Source organism: Pseudovibrio denitrificans JCM 12308, from assembly GCF_001310815.1.
GTDB lineage: Bacteria > Pseudomonadota > Alphaproteobacteria > Rhizobiales > Stappiaceae > Pseudovibrio > Pseudovibrio denitrificans.
This window is the reverse complement of the sequence record NZ_BAZK01000003.1, coordinates 54,224-69,859: the sequence shown is the minus strand read 5'-3', so window position 1 is coordinate 69,859 and position 15,636 is coordinate 54,224. Positions and strand designations below refer to the sequence as shown.

Annotated in this window: 13 protein-coding genes and 2 pseudogenes; 13 read left to right on the top strand and 2 right to left on the bottom strand. The window is 53.0% G+C overall.

Going from position 1 to position 15,636, the window contains the following annotated elements; all coding sequences use genetic code 11:
- Window positions 1–91 precede the first annotated feature (91 nt).
- Window positions 92–808 (bottom strand): orotidine-5'-phosphate decarboxylase, encoded by a 717-nt coding sequence (pyrF, locus tag JCM12308_RS03825; RefSeq protein WP_054782915.1) that lies wholly within the window; start codon window positions 806–808, stop codon window positions 92–94.
- Between the two features lie 204 nt (window positions 809–1,012).
- On the opposite strand from pyrF, the gene hisB reads away from it, so the two are divergent.
- The 11 genes and pseudogenes from hisB to JCM12308_RS03770 all read left to right on the top strand — a co-directional run bounded on the left by hisB (window position 1,013) and on the right by JCM12308_RS03770 (window position 8,785).
- The gene (gene hisB / locus JCM12308_RS03820) at window positions 1,013–1,606 is read left to right on the top strand and encodes an imidazoleglycerol-phosphate dehydratase HisB (protein WP_008548769.1); all 594 of its coding nucleotides are present in this window, start codon (window positions 1,013–1,015) and stop codon (window positions 1,604–1,606) included.
- Window positions 1,607–1,641: 35 nt separating this feature from the next.
- Window positions 1,642–2,115 (top strand): DUF2628 domain-containing protein, encoded by a 474-nt coding sequence (locus JCM12308_RS03815; RefSeq protein WP_054782914.1) that lies wholly within the window; start codon window positions 1,642–1,644, stop codon window positions 2,113–2,115.
- Between the two features lie 13 nt (window positions 2,116–2,128).
- Window positions 2,129–2,782: an imidazole glycerol phosphate synthase subunit HisH gene (hisH, locus tag JCM12308_RS03810; protein ID WP_054782913.1), complete on the top strand. Its 654-nt coding sequence runs from the start codon at window positions 2,129–2,131 to the stop codon at window positions 2,780–2,782.
- Between the two features lie 45 nt (window positions 2,783–2,827).
- Window positions 2,828–3,571 carry a 1-(5-phosphoribosyl)-5-[(5-phosphoribosylamino)methylideneamino]imidazole-4-carboxamide isomerase gene (hisA, locus tag JCM12308_RS03805; protein WP_008548661.1) on the top strand — a complete coding sequence of 248 codons (744 nt, stop codon included), beginning with the start codon at window positions 2,828–2,830 and terminating at the stop codon, window positions 3,569–3,571.
- Entirely contained in the window at window positions 3,568–4,347 is a 780-nt protein-coding gene (gene hisF, locus JCM12308_RS03800) for an imidazole glycerol phosphate synthase subunit HisF (RefSeq protein ID WP_008548610.1), read from the top strand. Before hisA ends, hisF begins: the two co-directional genes overlap by 4 nt.
- A 54-nt stretch (window positions 4,348–4,401) precedes the next feature.
- Window positions 4,402–4,725, top strand: coding sequence for a phosphoribosyl-ATP diphosphatase (locus JCM12308_RS03795; RefSeq protein ID WP_008548771.1), 324 nt, complete (start codon window positions 4,402–4,404; stop codon window positions 4,723–4,725).
- A gap of 54 nt (window positions 4,726–4,779) precedes the next feature.
- Window positions 4,780–5,744: pseudogene (gene coaA, locus JCM12308_RS03790) on the top strand (type I pantothenate kinase).
- A gap of 325 nt (window positions 5,745–6,069) precedes the next feature.
- Window positions 6,070–7,032: a hypothetical protein gene (locus JCM12308_RS03785; protein WP_054782912.1), complete on the top strand. Its 963-nt coding sequence runs from the start codon at window positions 6,070–6,072 to the stop codon at window positions 7,030–7,032.
- A 94-nt stretch (window positions 7,033–7,126) separates the two neighbouring features.
- Window positions 7,127–7,906 (top strand): GNAT family N-acetyltransferase, encoded by a 780-nt coding sequence (locus tag JCM12308_RS03780; protein ID WP_008548709.1) that lies wholly within the window; start codon window positions 7,127–7,129, stop codon window positions 7,904–7,906.
- A gap of 167 nt (window positions 7,907–8,073) precedes the next feature.
- Window positions 8,074–8,331 carry a SemiSWEET family sugar transporter gene (locus JCM12308_RS03775; protein ID WP_008548548.1) on the top strand — a complete coding sequence of 86 codons (258 nt, stop codon included), beginning with the start codon at window positions 8,074–8,076 and terminating at the stop codon, window positions 8,329–8,331.
- A gap of 151 nt (window positions 8,332–8,482) precedes the next feature.
- The gene (locus tag JCM12308_RS03770) at window positions 8,483–8,785 is read left to right on the top strand and encodes a hypothetical protein (protein ID WP_008548432.1); all 303 of its coding nucleotides are present in this window, start codon (window positions 8,483–8,485) and stop codon (window positions 8,783–8,785) included.
- A 75-nt stretch (window positions 8,786–8,860) separates the two neighbouring features.
- Here JCM12308_RS03770 and JCM12308_RS31310 read toward each other — a convergent pair.
- Window positions 8,861–13,667, bottom strand: a pseudogene (locus JCM12308_RS31310) (NAD-glutamate dehydrogenase).
- 356 nt (window positions 13,668–14,023) lie between these two features.
- Here JCM12308_RS31310 and argC point away from each other — a divergent pair.
- Together argC and leuD are read left to right on the top strand one after the other, a co-directional pair.
- Window positions 14,024–14,971, top strand: a complete 948-nt coding sequence (gene argC, locus JCM12308_RS03760; RefSeq protein ID WP_054782911.1) for an N-acetyl-gamma-glutamyl-phosphate reductase — start codon at window positions 14,024–14,026, stop codon at window positions 14,969–14,971.
- 40 nt (window positions 14,972–15,011) lie between these two features.
- Window positions 15,012–15,617, top strand: coding sequence for a 3-isopropylmalate dehydratase small subunit (gene leuD, locus JCM12308_RS03755; RefSeq protein WP_014283457.1), 606 nt, complete (start codon window positions 15,012–15,014; stop codon window positions 15,615–15,617).
- The last annotated feature ends 19 nt before the right edge of the window (window positions 15,618–15,636 follow it).

Below are 15,636 nucleotides of genomic sequence, written 5' to 3'. Positions count from 1 at the left end.
AGTATCGGGAGCAGCTTAAGTCTTTGTTCAAGAGACAAAGAAAGATGGAAAAATGAGCCTCTGAGTGGCAGAGGCTCATTGAAGGTAATTTTTAAAGAGCGCTCTCGATTTCAGCGACCACAGCTTCGGCGGCGGCGCGGGGGTCTTCGGCGCGGTAGATTGGGCGGCCGATGACGAGGTAGTCGGACCCTGCTTTGATGGCATCGTATGGGGTCATGACACGGCGCTGGTCGCCAGCATCAGAGCCTTTCGGGCGAACACCCGGCGTTACGATGCAGAGCTTATCGCCAACCTTGGCACGCATTGCAGCAGATTCCACCGGAGAACAGACAATACCGCCAACGCCTGCTTCAATTGCATCAAGCGCGCGCTGCTCAACAAGGTTTGCAGTTGGGCCGACATAGCCAGCGTCTTTCACGTCCTGCTCGTCCATGGAGGTGAGGACGGTGACACCCAGCAAGCAGAGGTCTTTGTTGCCGACTTCTTCCAGTGCCTTTACTGCGGCACGCATGTTTTTCGGGTACGCATGGATGGTCATGAACTTCATGCCCATTTTTGCGACGTTTTTCACTGCGCTGGTGATGGTGTTGTCGATATCCAGCAGCTTTACATCGAGAAAGATGGAGTGCCCTTCTTTGGCCAGCTCTTCCGCGAACTGGAGGCCACCTGCGAACTGGAGCTGCATGCCGATTTTATAAGTGCCGACAAGCCCTTGTGTCTTCTTGACGAGCTCACGCGCTTCATCAACTGTTGGAACATCCAGAGGAAGGATCAAGCGATCGACTGCATTTGCTGGGCGATAAGACATGCGAGGCTCCAAATATCTGATAGATAAACGGCTCAGTTCCTAACAGTTTGTGCCGAGAAATACCAGAGGGAGTAGCAGATCCTAGCTTTTTCATCTTTGGGTATTTGCAGCGATCCCTTAGCCTGTTAAAACGGCGCGTCTTTAAATGCTTGTGCAGGGGTTTTGCATGAGTATAAGGGCTATAAACTTATCAAGGGACATCCCATGCGTCAGGCCACTATTGCCCGCGGCACTAAAGAAACGACGATCTCTGTTTCCATCAATCTGGATGGCACAGGCAAGTATGACATCAAGACCGGTGTTGGTTTCTTTGATCATATGTTGGAACAGCTTTCCCGACATTCGCTCGTGGACATGACCATTCGCGCAGATGGTGACACCCATATTGACGACCACCACACCACAGAGGATGTGGGCATTGCTCTGGGACAGGCGTTTAAAGAAGCACTTGGCGACATGAGCGGCATCACCCGCTATGCGGATACGCATCTGGCGATGGATGAAGCCCTGACCCGTGTGGCACTGGATGTTTCCGGTCGTCCTTTCCTTGTCTGGCAGGTGGACTTCCCACGGGACAAGGTTGGCACGTTTGATGTTGAGCTTTTTGAAGAGTTCTTCCGTGCGTTTGCCATGAATGCAGGTTTTACTCTGCACATTGCAAACCTTTATGGCACCAACTGCCATCATATTGCGGAAACATGCTTTAAAGCGGTTGCGCGTACAGTACGCACAGCTATCGAACCAGATCCACGCCAGAGTGGACGCGTGCCGACGACGAAAGGTCAGCTTGGCGGCTAACCTTTTTCGGCCCGCAGCTCTACCAGTTATGGAGAATGCAATTGGCTGTCTATTATGTCATGACCGAACCAGGGGTTTCTCTTGACCACCTGAAGGACGAGGACGCACGAAACATCAAATTCGTGAAAGACGGCTTTTCATGGTGGGCGATGCTCTTCCCCCTCCTCTGGTCTCTCTATAACCGCATGTGGCTGGTTTTTCTTGGCTATCTGGCAGCGATCATTGCATTGGTGTTTGTCGCCGATGCCTTTGGCTCGACTACAGGCGGCTTTATCACCGTGCTTGCTACACTGTTCTTTGCGATGGAAGCCGGGTTCCTGAAAAGCTGGAGCCTACGCCGCAAGAACTGGCAGACCGTCGGCTTCATCACTGCCTCCAATCTGGATGAGGCAGAAATCCGTTTCTTCGACCGTGTTTCCCGCCGCAAAGGCGAAACGCGGCCTCCACAGGGGCCTCAGGCTCCACAAACCAGCGACACAGATGTCGTTGGAATGACACTCAAGCGATAACAGGAGTTCCTTCATGAGTGTGGCAATTATTGATTATGGTTCTGGCAACTTGCGCTCCGCGGCAAAAGCGTTTGAGCATGCAGCCCATAACCATCATCATACTCATGAGGTGACAGTGACTTCGGATCCAACCGTTGTTGCCAAGGCAGACCGCATTGTTCTGCCGGGTGTTGGTGCGTTTGCGGATTGTCGGCGCGGTTTGCAGGCGGTTGATGGTATGGAGGAAGCGCTGGCTGAAGCTGTGCTGACCAAAGGCAAGCCATTCATGGGCATTTGCGTTGGCATGCAGCTGCTGGCAACCCGCGGGCTTGAGTTCGAAAAAGCTGAAGGGCTGGACTGGATCAGCGGTGATGTGACCGCGATGAAGCCAGCTAATCCTGAGCTGAAAATTCCTCACATGGGTTGGAACACCATCAACGTGACTGGTGATGAGCACCCAGTTCTTGAAGGCATCAAAACCGGTGGTGATGGCCTGCACGCTTACTTCGTGCATTCCTATCACTTTGCGACAGCCAACCCTGCGCACCGTTTGGCAAGCTTTGACTATGCGGGTGAGTTCACTGCGATGGTGGGGCGAGACAACATCGTCGGCACGCAGTTTCACCCTGAAAAGAGCCAGAAGCTCGGCCTCTCCCTGATTTCCAATTTCCTGAGCTGGGCGCCGTAACGGCTGCCCGCTTTCAGTGACACAGACAAGTCCAAGGACAGAATTATGATTATTTTTCCAGCGATTGACCTTAAAGGCGGCCAGTGCGTTCGTTTGAAACTGGGCGACATGGATCAGGCAACCGTGTTCAACGACGACCCAGGTGCGCAGGCGAAGGCATTTCAGGATCAGGGTTTTGAATGGCTGCACGTTGTTGATCTGGACGGTGCGTTCGCGGGTGAGAGCAAAAACGGCGAAGCTGTTGATGCAATCCTTGCCAACACCAGCAACCCGGTTCAGCTGGGTGGTGGTATCCGCACCATGGAGCACATCGACAACTGGCTGGCAAAAGGCGTTGCACGCGTCATTCTCGGCACCGTTGCCCTGCGCGACCCTGAGCTGGTGAAGGAAGCTTGCAAGAAGTATCCGGATCGCATTGCCGTGGGCATTGACGCCAAAGGCGGCAAGGTTGCAGTTGAAGGCTGGGCAGAGACTTCTGAGCTGACCGTGATTGAGCTGGCGAAGCAGTTTGAAGATGCTGGTGTTGCAGCAATCATCTACACAGACATTGATCGTGACGGCGTTCTGAAGGGCCTCAACATCGAGAGCACTCTGGAACTGGCTAATGCTGTGAGCATTCCGATCATCGCTTCTGGTGGCCTTGCAGACATCAAGGACATTGAGCGCCTGATCCAGCCTGATTGCGATATTCTGGAAGGTGCGATCTCTGGCCGTGCGCTGTATGACGGTCGCCTTGATCCTGCTGAAGCTCTTGATCTGATCAAGAAGAGCCGGGAGGGCCTCGCATGACCCTGAAGGCACGTATTATTCCATGCCTTGATGTGAAGGATGGCCGTGTCGTAAAAGGCGTCAACTTTGTTGACCTGATCGACGCTGGTGACCCGGTTGAGGCAGCGAAAGCCTATGATGCGGCGGGTGCTGATGAACTGACGTTCCTCGACATCACAGCATCCAGCGATAACCGCGACACGATTTATGATGTTGTGCAACGCACCGCGGAAGCCTGCTTTATGCCGGTGACTGTTGGCGGCGGTGTGCGCACCGTGGAAGACATCCGCAAGCTGCTGAATGCAGGTGCAGACAAAGTTTCAATCAACACTGCAGCGGTGAAAAATCCTGAGTTTATTCGGGAAGCCGCCCAGAAGTTCGGCAGCCAGTGCATTGTTGTCAGCATCGACGCTAAGCGTGTTTCTGCTGAAGGGGAGCCTGAGCGCTTCGAAATCTTCACCCATGGTGGCCGTACACCAACGGGCATTGATGCGGTTGAGTTTGCCAAGAAAGCCGTCGATTTGGGCGCTGGTGAGCTGCTGGTGACCTCCATGGACCGTGATGGTACGCAAGAGGGCTACAATTTGCCGCTTACCCGTGCAATTGCGGATGCTGTACATGTACCGGTGATTGCTTCCGGTGGGGTTGGAACTCTGGATCATCTGGTTGAAGGTGTCCGTGACGGGCACGCGACTGCTGTACTTGCTGCTTCAATCTTCCACTTTGGGACTTACAGTATTGAAGAAGCCAAGCAACACATGGCAGATGCTGGAATTCCTATGCGTCTGGATAAGTAAATTTCGCTCAGGTATTGAAAGTAATCCTGAAGCGGCCTCAACAAGGCTAGTCAAATGACCAATTTTACCCTTTCGGACCTAGAGGCTATCATTGCTGCACGTGCGAACAGTGATGATGAACTGTCTTATACCCGCAAGCTCATTTCCAAGGGCGTTTCCAAGTGTGCACAAAAGCTTGGAGAAGAAGCCGTTGAAACTGCGATTGCGGCTGTAGAGCGTGATAAGGAAGGCGTTGCTTCTGAAGCAGCTGACCTGCTTTATCACCTACTTGTTGTTTTGAAGGTTTCCGATGTGGCGCTGGACGAAGTTCTGGCAAAGCTTGCAGCACGCACCGGACAAACCGGACTGGAAGAAAAAGCCTCCCGTACGGACGGCTAGGTTTCTTCTTGTCATGCGAAGTGGGAGGCACGACGGGCCTTGAGCGCTAACGCTATGCATAAAGAACTCGCTCCAGTTCAGGAACTGGATCTGTCTCCCTACTCTGTATTTACAGAGACTGAATGGGCGTCTTTACGTGCAGACACGCCAATGACGTTGAGCGTGCAGGAAATTGAAGACCTGCAATCGCTCAATGACTTTGTGTCTCTGGAGCAGGTGAAGAATATTTACCTGCCCCTTTCACGTCTGCTTGCCTATTACGTGGAAGCTTCCCAGAGCCTTCAGTTTGCGACGAAGCGCTTTTTGGGCATGCAGCTGACCCGCACGCCGTTCATCATCGGTATTGCGGGTTCGGTCTCTGTTGGCAAATCCACCACTGCCCGTCTTTTGCAGGCGCTCCTTTCGCGCTGGCCAGCCAGCCCGAAGGTGGACCTGATTACGACAGATGGTTTTCTGTACCCGAATTCTATTTTGGAAGCAGAAGGCTGATGCGCCGGAAGGGTTTTCCGGAGAGCTATGACCGTTCTGCCCTGCTGAAATTCCTGACCGACATCAAGGGTGGGGAGCGTGAAGTGCGCGCCCCGATTTACTCTCATTTCTTCTATGATGTGATGCCGGGACAGCATGTCACAGTCGAACAGCCAGACATTTTGATTGTCGAGGGGCTGAACGTTCTGCAGACATCTCACCAGCCCAAAGCGGCAAAGGCTGTGCCCTTTGTCTCTGATTTCTTTGACTTTTCTATCTACATTGATGCAGAAGAGCAAGTGCTGCAACGCTGGTATCTGGAGCGTTTCATGCGTCTGCGTGAGACAGCGTTCCGCGATCCAGGTTCATATTTCCATAAATTTTCCACAATTTCGAATGATAAGGCGCAAGAGATCGCGAAGGACCTTTGGCAGAACATCAATCTGGAGAACCTTCGCCAGAACATCTTGCCCACGCGACCACGCGCTGATCTGATCCTGACAAAGGGTACAGACCACAGCATCGAAACAGTGGCGCTGCGCAAGATCTAAACGAGCAAACGCGCTCTTACATTGCTGACTGACAGACTGGCACCAAGAGGCAGGCGCCAGCCTGTATTGCATTTGTTTGAGCGCTGAGTGCCTGCGAGCTTTCCTTGTGAAGGCTTGCCGGACATTTTGCCTGCCGGCGTGCGAGATGCCCCCCAGCAGGAGCTTGCGTCAGTAAAACGACAGCTGCGCACCATCATCAGACTGGCATGAACCACGAAGCGCGTGAGCGCCTCGACCGTTTTCTATTGCCATCTTTCAGCAATCTCGTGATGCAACGCGCGCGGGAACCGGTGCTGCTGTGCCTAAAAAGGCTTTCGGAGGGATTATGCTACAGTTTGCAAAAGTATCCGCGTATGCAGGGTTTAGTTTTCTGGTTCTCACGACTGCAGTGGCTGCAGGACCAAACGCTTCTTTTGGTGAACTATCCTTGCCAGAGGAGCCTGTTTCACTGGTTTCCGGCGAAGATACTCTTCCGCAAAACAAGATGACCACCTCCGGCAACTACAATGTCGCCAAGCCAATTCTTGCAAAGGGCTGGACAGCGGCGGATGACGGAACAGTTGGCGCTTCTCTTCAGCAGATCCTGCCTGTTGGCGCTCAATTGAGTGTTCTGGACTGGGCAACAGACGCTGCCAAGGGTGAGCTGGTTCGCCTTGGCGTTGATCAGCCTGATGAAGACGGTGACATTGCCTCTGATATTTACGTTTCCAAAGCAGACTTTTCCAAATACGCATTGACTGAAGTGGCTACGCTGAGCCGCGACGAAGCCAACAAAATTGCTGGTAGCGAAGAAGACAGCTACATGGGCTATGCCAGCGCCGTGTTGGCAGCAAGCTCAGGTGGTGTTCGTTCTGCCCGCCGTCGCCGCGGCATGACCTACTGCTACCGCTATGTGAAGAAGCACCTCCTTTCCGAAGGGCTTGTAGATACCTATATTCCAGGTGGATCGGCTTACATGGCGATCAAAGCACTGCCTAAATACGGCTTCAAGCGCTTGCGTGTCAGCAGCCCAGACCGCGCTCCAGACGGTTCCATCTGCGTTTACGATCGCGATAAACGGAACCGCCACGGCCACATCGAGGTGAAGAAGAGCGACACCTGCTACTGGTATGGATATGGCTGTAGCAAGAACTCGATGTACGGGCGGCGAGATTTTTATGACTGCTTTGCCAAAGGTGACATCAAACGGAGTTTCTGGGCGTTTACATCATCGAGGAGAGACGATGATGACGATACGAAGGGATCTGCTTCTCTTGTGAGAAAGAACGATCCTTCAGAACGCCTGTAATCAACCTTGATGACGAACCCTGACCGAGAGGTCGGGGTCTTGTCATTTTGGTGTTGTAAACTTTCCAGACCGGGACATTCCGAGGAGCTTTAAAATGCTTGCATATCTAGCTGCACTGAAATCAGTAGAGAAGGCTGAAAAAGATCCTTCTCAAAACCAGAACGAACTGGGGCAGGTTGTCGGTGATGATATGTCTGACTGGACTTCAGCCAAGCAGCCGACAGATGAGACCATGGTTGGTCACTTCTGCCGATTGGAGCGACTGGACCCAGCCAAGCATGCAGAAGACCTTTATGAAGCTTTCAGCGTGGACACTGAAGGCCGGAACTGGACCTATCTGGATGAAGGCCCGTTTCCTGACTTCGAGAGCTTTGAGGCCTACGTTAAAGAGCTTGCGACAGGAAATGACCCTTTCGCCTTTGCCATTATTGAGCAGGAAGGCGGAAAAGCGCTTGGCATCGCCAGCTACATGAACATTGTGCCAGAGACTGGCAGCATCGAAGTTGGACACATCCACTTCTCCCCTCTGCTGCAACGCAAGTGCGGCGGTACTGAAGCGATGTTTTTGATGATGCAGCGGGTGTTCGATAAATGGGGCTACCGTCGTTATGAGTGGCGCTGCAACGCCCTGAACAAGGTTTCCCGCAAGGCTGCGGTTCGTCTTGGTTTCAGCTACGAAGGCACATTGCGTCAGGCCTCCGTCGTGAAAGGCAAAAACCTTGATACGGCTTGGTTCTCTGTTTTGGATAGTGAATGGCCGGTGCTTCGTGCTTCTTTCGAGAAGTGGCTTTCTCCTGCGAACTTCAAAGAGGATGGCGCACGCATCAAGACCCTGAGTGAGCTGATTGCGCGTGAAGAAACACGGGTGTTTTAGCTTTGTTTTTGTAGTCTTCGAGAGGATGAAGCCTCGGGCAACCCCGGGGCTTTCTTGTGCGTGCACTTGCCGCAAAAGGACCTATTACACTCACTTTTTCACTGTGCTAGTCTCACCAGCACCTACCTAAGCTTTTCTTTGATACACTTCTGAATGCGATATGTCCTATGCTTGTTTATGCAGATTACATTGGCTATCTCGCGGCCATTATCGGCACATTGTGCTGGCTTCCGCAGACTTTGAAAACGTGGAAGACGCGCGAGACAAAAGACCTCTCTCTGGCGGCTAACCTTCTTGTGCTGAGCACTGTGTTGCTCTGGTTTATCTACGGCATCATGACTGCTGCCTGGCCACTTGTTGTCGGCAATGTCATCTCCATTATCGCCGTTGGAGCGATTGTGACTGCCAAGCTGATTTACAAGTAAGATTGGGGCAGAAAGATTGGAATTGATTAGATAGAGGTGTGCTGCATTAAGGGCAGGTTCAGCACACCTTTCGGGACGCAATAGACAGAGACGCTGGTTTAAATTCATATCTATCGGGAGGATATGTTTTGACACTCAAGAAGGAACCAGCATGTTCGACCTCAATAAAAACAACAAGAACGCCGCCGCCCAACAAGAACTGAAAGCGCAGTTGGAAGCGCTCCGTTCAAAATCAGGAACAAAGGTCGAAGAAGAACGCGTCGAGGGCGTTCAAAAGAGTGTACTTGATCGCGCTGCTGCCCCTCGTGAAGTGCAATTGACCCACGATATAGCTGCAGCACGCGAGAAGTACCGCGCAGCCTCTTCCGAAGAAGATAAAAAAGCAGCCATGAAGCATATCTCTGACCTTGAGATGCGTCTGGCCATGGAAAAAGAGAAAAACGCCAAGAGCTGAGTGCTCTGGTTTCAGCAATGAAAAACCCCGGTGCAGAGCTGCGCCGGGGTTTTGTTTTGAGCTTTTTCGCGAAGCTTAGTTTGCCAGCTCTGCCAGCATGCCAGCTGCAACGGAGAACTTGGAAACCGACAGGTTCTTCTCCAGAATTTCGCTGGTTGCCTGCTGTGTTCTTTCCGCTTTGCCTGCGTTGCGCTCCAGCCAACCGTCGAAGCCTTTTTCGTCTTCAAGAGCCTGAGCCGCCAGATCACGTAGTGCGTTTGCAAGGATCGAACGGGAGCGGTCGAGTGCCAGACCGTCGTAGTAGTCACGAATGACGAACTCACGAGCCAGCTCTTCAATCGCACCGAACTTGAAGTGTTCAGCAACGCGGAAGTAAGAGGCTGCAACTTCGTCAACGTCACGGTTAGCTTTTTCGGAGACCAGAACGATATCCGGGATGACCATTTCACCAATCAGGCGAGCGATGCGTGCTGCGATCATGATTGGAACGCCAGCTTCTACCAGACGGTTGGTTTCCGCCTTGAGCATTTCAGCGCGACCTTCTGAGAGGAAGGTTTCCAGACGCGGAGACAGACGCTTCACAGTATCGCGGAAGCGGTTGATCGCTGCTTCCAGACCATCCTCAAAGGATACGTTGCGCAGGAACCAGATGACCATACCAAGCACCAGGTCCTGAACCAGAGTGTAGAGCTCCAGCTGCAGGTCACCAGAGATGGTGTTGTCCAGGCGGTCAATCTCTTCGTTCAGCTGTGTCAGACCGAAGGCATCACGAACCACTGCGAATGCACGCGCCACATCAGCTACAGACGCGCCGGTCTGGTCGATAATGCGGGTCAGGAATGCCGGGCCACCACGGTTGATGATGGAGTTTGCCAGCATGGTCGCGATGATTTCGCGGCGCAGACGGTGGCTCTCAATTTCCTGAGAGTAGGTGTCTGCCATCTCTTTCGGGAAGTAGCGGTACAGCTCTTTCGCAAGGTACGCATCATCCGGCACAGAGCTTTCGAGCAGCTCATCATGCAGAGTGAGTTTTGCGTAGGCCAGAAGCACGCCCAGTTCTGGACGGGACAAGTGCTGACCAGCTTTCTCACGCTCTTCGATGGTTGCATCGTCTGGCAGATCTTCCACTGCACGATCCAGCAGATCCTGAGATTCCAGCTGGCGCATCATGCGCACCTGATAGCCCAGATCTTCCAGGCCACGGCGATCACAGAGAGAGATTGCCAGTGTTTGCAGGTAGTTGTTACGCAGCACCAGCTGTGCAACTTCGTCTGTCATATCTGCCAGCAAGACGTTGCGGTCTGGAGTGGTCAGGGTGCCCTTCTTCACTGCGGCGCCCAGCGCAATCTTGATGTTCACTTCCATATCAGAGGAGTTCACACCAGCGGAGTTGTCGATCGCATCGGAGTTACAACGACCACCGGCACGGGAGAACTCAATACGCGCTTTCTGGGTGATACCGAGGTTTGCACCTTCACCGATAACCTTTGCACCAACTTCAGCAGCCGTGATGCGGATGGAGTCGTTGCCACGATCACCCACTTCAATGTTGCTTTCATCAGATGCACGGATGTAGGTGCCGATGCCGCCGAACCACAGCAGGTCTGCCTTCATCTTCAGGATGGCAGTCATAACCTCCTGAGGAGATGCTTTTGCCTTGTTGAGGCCGAGCATCTTCTGAACCTGAATGGACAGAGGAATAGACTTGGAAGAACGTGGGTAGATGCCACCGCCTTCAGAAATCAGTTCCTTGTTGTAGTCCTGCCAGGAAGAGCGGCCCAGATCGAACATGCGCTTACGTTCGTCCCAGGTCACAGATGGATCCGGGTTCGGGTCGAGGAAGATATCGCGGTGATCGAAGGCTGCGACCAGCTTGGTTGCTTTGGAGAGCAGCATTCCGTTGCCGAACACGTCACCAGACATATCGCCGACACCACAAGCGGTGAATGGCTCTTTCTGAATGTCGCGGTCCATCTCACGGAAGTGACGCTTCACAGCTTCCCATGCGCCGCGTGCGGTGATGCCCATTTTCTTATGGTCATAACCAGCAGAACCGCCGGATGCGAACGCATCACCGAGCCAGAAGCCTTTGTCTTCAGAGATTGCGTTTGCGGTGTCTGAGAAGGTTGCTGTGCCTTTATCCGCTGCCACAACAAGGTATGGATCATCCTGATCGTGACGCACCATCAGCTCTGGTGGCAGGATGAGGTCAGCGTCCAGGTTATCTGTCAGATCCAGCAGGGAGGAGATGAAGATCTTGTAGGCTTCTGTGCCTTCAGCGATCCACTCATCACGCTGCCAGTTTTTGGAAGCTGCTTCGGCAGGAAGCCACCTTTTGCGCCAACCGGAACAATCACAGCATTCTTAACCTGCTGTGCTTTCACGAGGCCGAGCACTTCTGTGCGGTAATCCTGTGCGCGATCAGACCAGCGCAGACCACCACGGGCTGCTGGGCCGAAGCGCATGTGAACACCTTCCACGCGTGGGCTGTAGACAAAGATCTCGCGGTACGGCAGAGGCTTTGGCAGGCCTTCCACTTTGTGTGGGTCCAGCTTGAACGCAAAGGTTGCTTTCGGCTGGCCAGCATCATCCAACTGGAAGAAGTTGGTGCGCAGAGTTGCAAGGATCAGGTTCTGGAAACGACGGAGGATTCGGTCGTCATCCAAGCTCGTTACTTCGTCCAGGCTTGCGGAAATCTCATCAATCAGACGGCTCTCCTTACCCGAACGTTCAAACGTTCCGAGTGTAGGATCGAAGCGTGTATGGAACAGGTGAACCAGCTGCTGAGCGATCTGTGGATAGCGGTTAAGAGTTCCCCACATATAATCTTCAGAATAGAGGATTCCTGCCTGACGCAGGTAGCGGGAGAGCGCGCGGATCATCGCAATGTCCCGCCAAGCCAATCCGGCAGTCAGTGCAAGGGCGTTATAACCATCGTTTTCAGCCTGTTTATTCCAGACTGCGAGGAACAGAGCACCGAGTCGTTCAATGTCCGCTTCGGTGAAGTTGCGGAAGCGGTTCTCATCCAGATGCAGCGTGGTGTCGTGCAGGTAGCTCAGCTCACGATCTGCTGGTGTAATCCGATAGGTTCTTTCGTTGATGACACGGAAACCAAGGTTTTCCAGCATCGGAACACGGGCGGACAGCGGAATCGGTTTGTTGAGATGGTATGCACGCAGAGAAATCTGGCCCTTACCTTCACGCTCACGCTTGTAGAAGCTGATCACCAGAGGACGTTTCTCACCGAGCTGCTCGATACGGCGGATATCCTTGGTTGCGGTCGCTGCTGGTGTTGCGGACGTATAGGCACCATCAAACGCAGAACCATAGCGTTTGAGAAGCGCGCCTGAGATCGCATTGCCATAAACGGAGCGCAGAGCTTCTCTCAGGCTGTCTGTCCATGTGCGGACGATTTCCTGAATGGAAGCTTCCAGCTCTGCCTGAGATGGCTGAGGCGTATCACCGACATAACGGCCAACGATGTAGTGGACGCGGACAAGCGGGCCTTCCGGGAACGTTGCGTACCAAGCGGACAGACGGCCTTCGTAGACGTTTGCCAGATACTTGCCGACACGCTCGCGGATGCTCGTGGTGAAGTGATCACGCGGAATATAGGTGATGATGGAAACGAAACGGTCGAACTTGTCAGTTCTGGAGAGAACGCGGACACGTGGGCGCTCGTTCAGCTGCAGAATTGCATCTGCAAAGTTGGAGAGCGTATCGACATCAATCTGGAACAGGTCATCACGTGGATAGCCTTCCAGAATATTGCGAAGCGCACGACCACTGTGGCTTTCTGGATCAAAGCCGTGGTTCTTCATTACCTTCGCGGTCTTATGGCGAATGTAAGGAATGGAACTTGTTGAGCGGGTGTAGGCTGTTGCTGTGAAGAGACCAACTACTCGCAGCTCGCCGCGGAGTTTGCCTTCTTCATCAAACAGCTTCACGCCGATGTAATCCATATGCACGTGACGGTGCACGCGGCTGCGGATATTAGCTTTACCGATGATCAGCGGTTCTGGCTTTAGCAGGAACTCTCTGATTTCCGGTGTCATTACAACGAACTCGGAGCCTTTGCGCAGCACGCGGACGTTAGGATCGGTCAGGATACCCAGACCAGAACCTTCGATCAGGGAAAGCTCGCCGTTTTCGCTGGTATCGTCGAAGATGAATTCACGAATACCGAGAAGAGTGAAGTTGTCAGCAGCCATCCACTCGAGGAAGGCAATCGCTTCATCGAACTGCTTGTTGTCTGCTTTTGCGCGGACCTGCTGGTATTCCTCAACGGCCAGCTGAATTCTGTCGCGCATTGGGCGCCAGTCATTCACGGCCTGACGAACATCATTGAGAACAAGATCGAGGCTCTCTTCGAGCTGCTTGATGTCCTCATCGGAGTTCAGACGGGTCAGGTGAATATGGATGAGACTTTCGCGGCGAACGGATGGTCCTCCCAGACCAACGGTGCCGTGGAATTTCTGGAGGCCACCGTCGTCATCGCGCTCGACAACGAAGAGTGGGTGCAGAACGAGGCGAACTTCGTAACCAGCTGTCTGGATTGCCCCCATTACGGAGGATACGAGGAAGGCCATGTTATCGTTGACGATTTCAACGACGGTGATGTCTTCGAGCTGCTTGCCGTCAGCATTTGGCTGCGGATTGAAAACACGAATTCGATGGGTCCCCAGTGGGTGATTTGCGAAATCAGCCAGGCTTCCTGCGAAACAACAGCAAGCTCTGATGGGGTGTAGTTCAGGAGATCTTCTGCATCGGCGTGAGAGAAGAGGTCTTCGGCAAACCTTGCTTCGTCTTCGTTTTCGTCAATCAGCAGTGCACAGGTATCGGCAATAAGCCCAGCTTTAGCCTCGGTTGTCGTTCCAGACATTCAGGCGTTCCTCATCCAACATTATAGTCGGCACAGGCTGCGCGAACATGCCACATGGACGCGGCCTATGCCTTTGAAACCTATTAAGGTGCATTTGTTCAATTTTTCAATGCGAAACGCGATAAGAACACCGTAAAAACGTCCTTTTCAGTAGAATGTGTTCGGATGTGAGCGACATACGGGAATTCTTGTAATATTCGAAAAGCCCACCCGGCGAACCTCTGGTTGCTTGAGCCTCCCTCAACTGCCAATTGAGGACAGAGGTCTAAAAAAACGCGCCCTATTCTGTGACAATGGGTGATGGACGTTGTACAACCCCTGAACCTATTCCAACTACAAGCTCCAAGGAGTCAAAAATGTCGGTGCGCGTGTTCATTGATGGAGAAGCCGGAACTACGGGTCTGCAGATCCGCGAGCGTTTGGCTGGGCGCCGTGACATTGAAATCCTAAGTATCGCTCCAGAGCGCCGCAAGGAACTGGACGCACGTGCAGAGCTTTTGAATTCTGCTGATGTTGCAATTCTATGCCTGCCTGATGCAGCTGCACTGGAGAGCGTCTCGCTCATCACCAACGACAGCACCCGTGTGATTGATGCGTCTTCCGCACATCGTGTTAATCCAGAGTGGGCCTATGGCTTCCCTGAGATGACAAAGGATCAGGCGGAGATCATCTCCAAGGCACGCTTTGTATCAAATCCGGGTTGTTACCCTCAGGGTGTGATCGCAACTATTCGTCCGTTGCTTGAAGCTGGCCTTATCCCGTCCACCCATGCGTTCACTGTGAATGCGATTTCCGGGTACACTGGTGGTGGTCGTCAGATGATCGAAAAGTACGAAGGCAACGATAAGGCGTCCTCTTACTGGCCATATGGTTTGCAGTTCGGTCACAAGCACCTGCCAGAGATGCAGTTCTACGCTGACCTTGCTCATGCTCCTTTGTTCCAGCCTGCAGTTGGCAACTACGCACAGGGCATGATGACATTTGTGCCGTTGCAGCTCGGGCAGCTTCGCAACGCACCGACTGGCAAAGACCTGCACGAAGCGCTTGCAGACCACTTCTCCAGCGTGGCTGGTGATGTGGAAGTGGCTCCGCTTGAAAGCGTGAATGCAATCGAAGACCTGAGCCCAGAGATGTTCAACGGCACCAACAAGATGCAGTTGCACGTGTTTGCCAACGACGATCGGCACCAGGCTCTGTTGGTTGCTATCTACGACAACCTTGGTAAGGGCGCTTCTGGGGCAGCTGTCCAAAACCTGAATATTATGATGGGCCTGAACGAGAGCATCGACCTCGCTGTTGCCTAAGAAAAATTAGAGAATTCCAGAGATCCGAGGAGAGTATTCCATGGAAAAGTTTACAGTACTGACAGGCGTTGCTGCACCTTTGCCGTTGGTCAACATCGACACCGATATGATCATCCCGAAGCAGTTTTTGAAAACCATCAAGCGTTCGGGCCTTGGCACTGCACTTTTCCATGAGATGCGCACCAACGACGACGGCTCCAAGAACGAAGAGTTCGTGCTGAACAAGCCAAGCTATGAGAAAGCTCAGATCCTCGTTGCTGGCGATAACTTCGGCTGTGGTTCTTCCCGTGAGCACGCTCCATGGGCGCTGTTGGACTTCGGTATCCGCTGTGTGATCTCCACCAGCTTTGCTGACATCTTCTATAACAACTGCTTCAAGAACGGTATTCTGCCAATCATTGTAAGCCAGGAAGACCTCGACAAGCTGATGGACGATGCATCCCGCGGTGCAAACGCGACCCTGACTGTTGATCTGGAAGAGCAGGAAGTTCGCGGCCCAGACGGTGGCGCGATCAAGTTCGATCTGGACCCACACCGCAAGCACTGCCTGCTGAACGGCCTTGATGACATTGGTCAGACTTTCGAGAAGACCCAGCACATCGACAGCTACGAAGACAAGCTTGAACTGAGCCATCCTTGGCACTGATTAAATCAGAAGTTTTCAA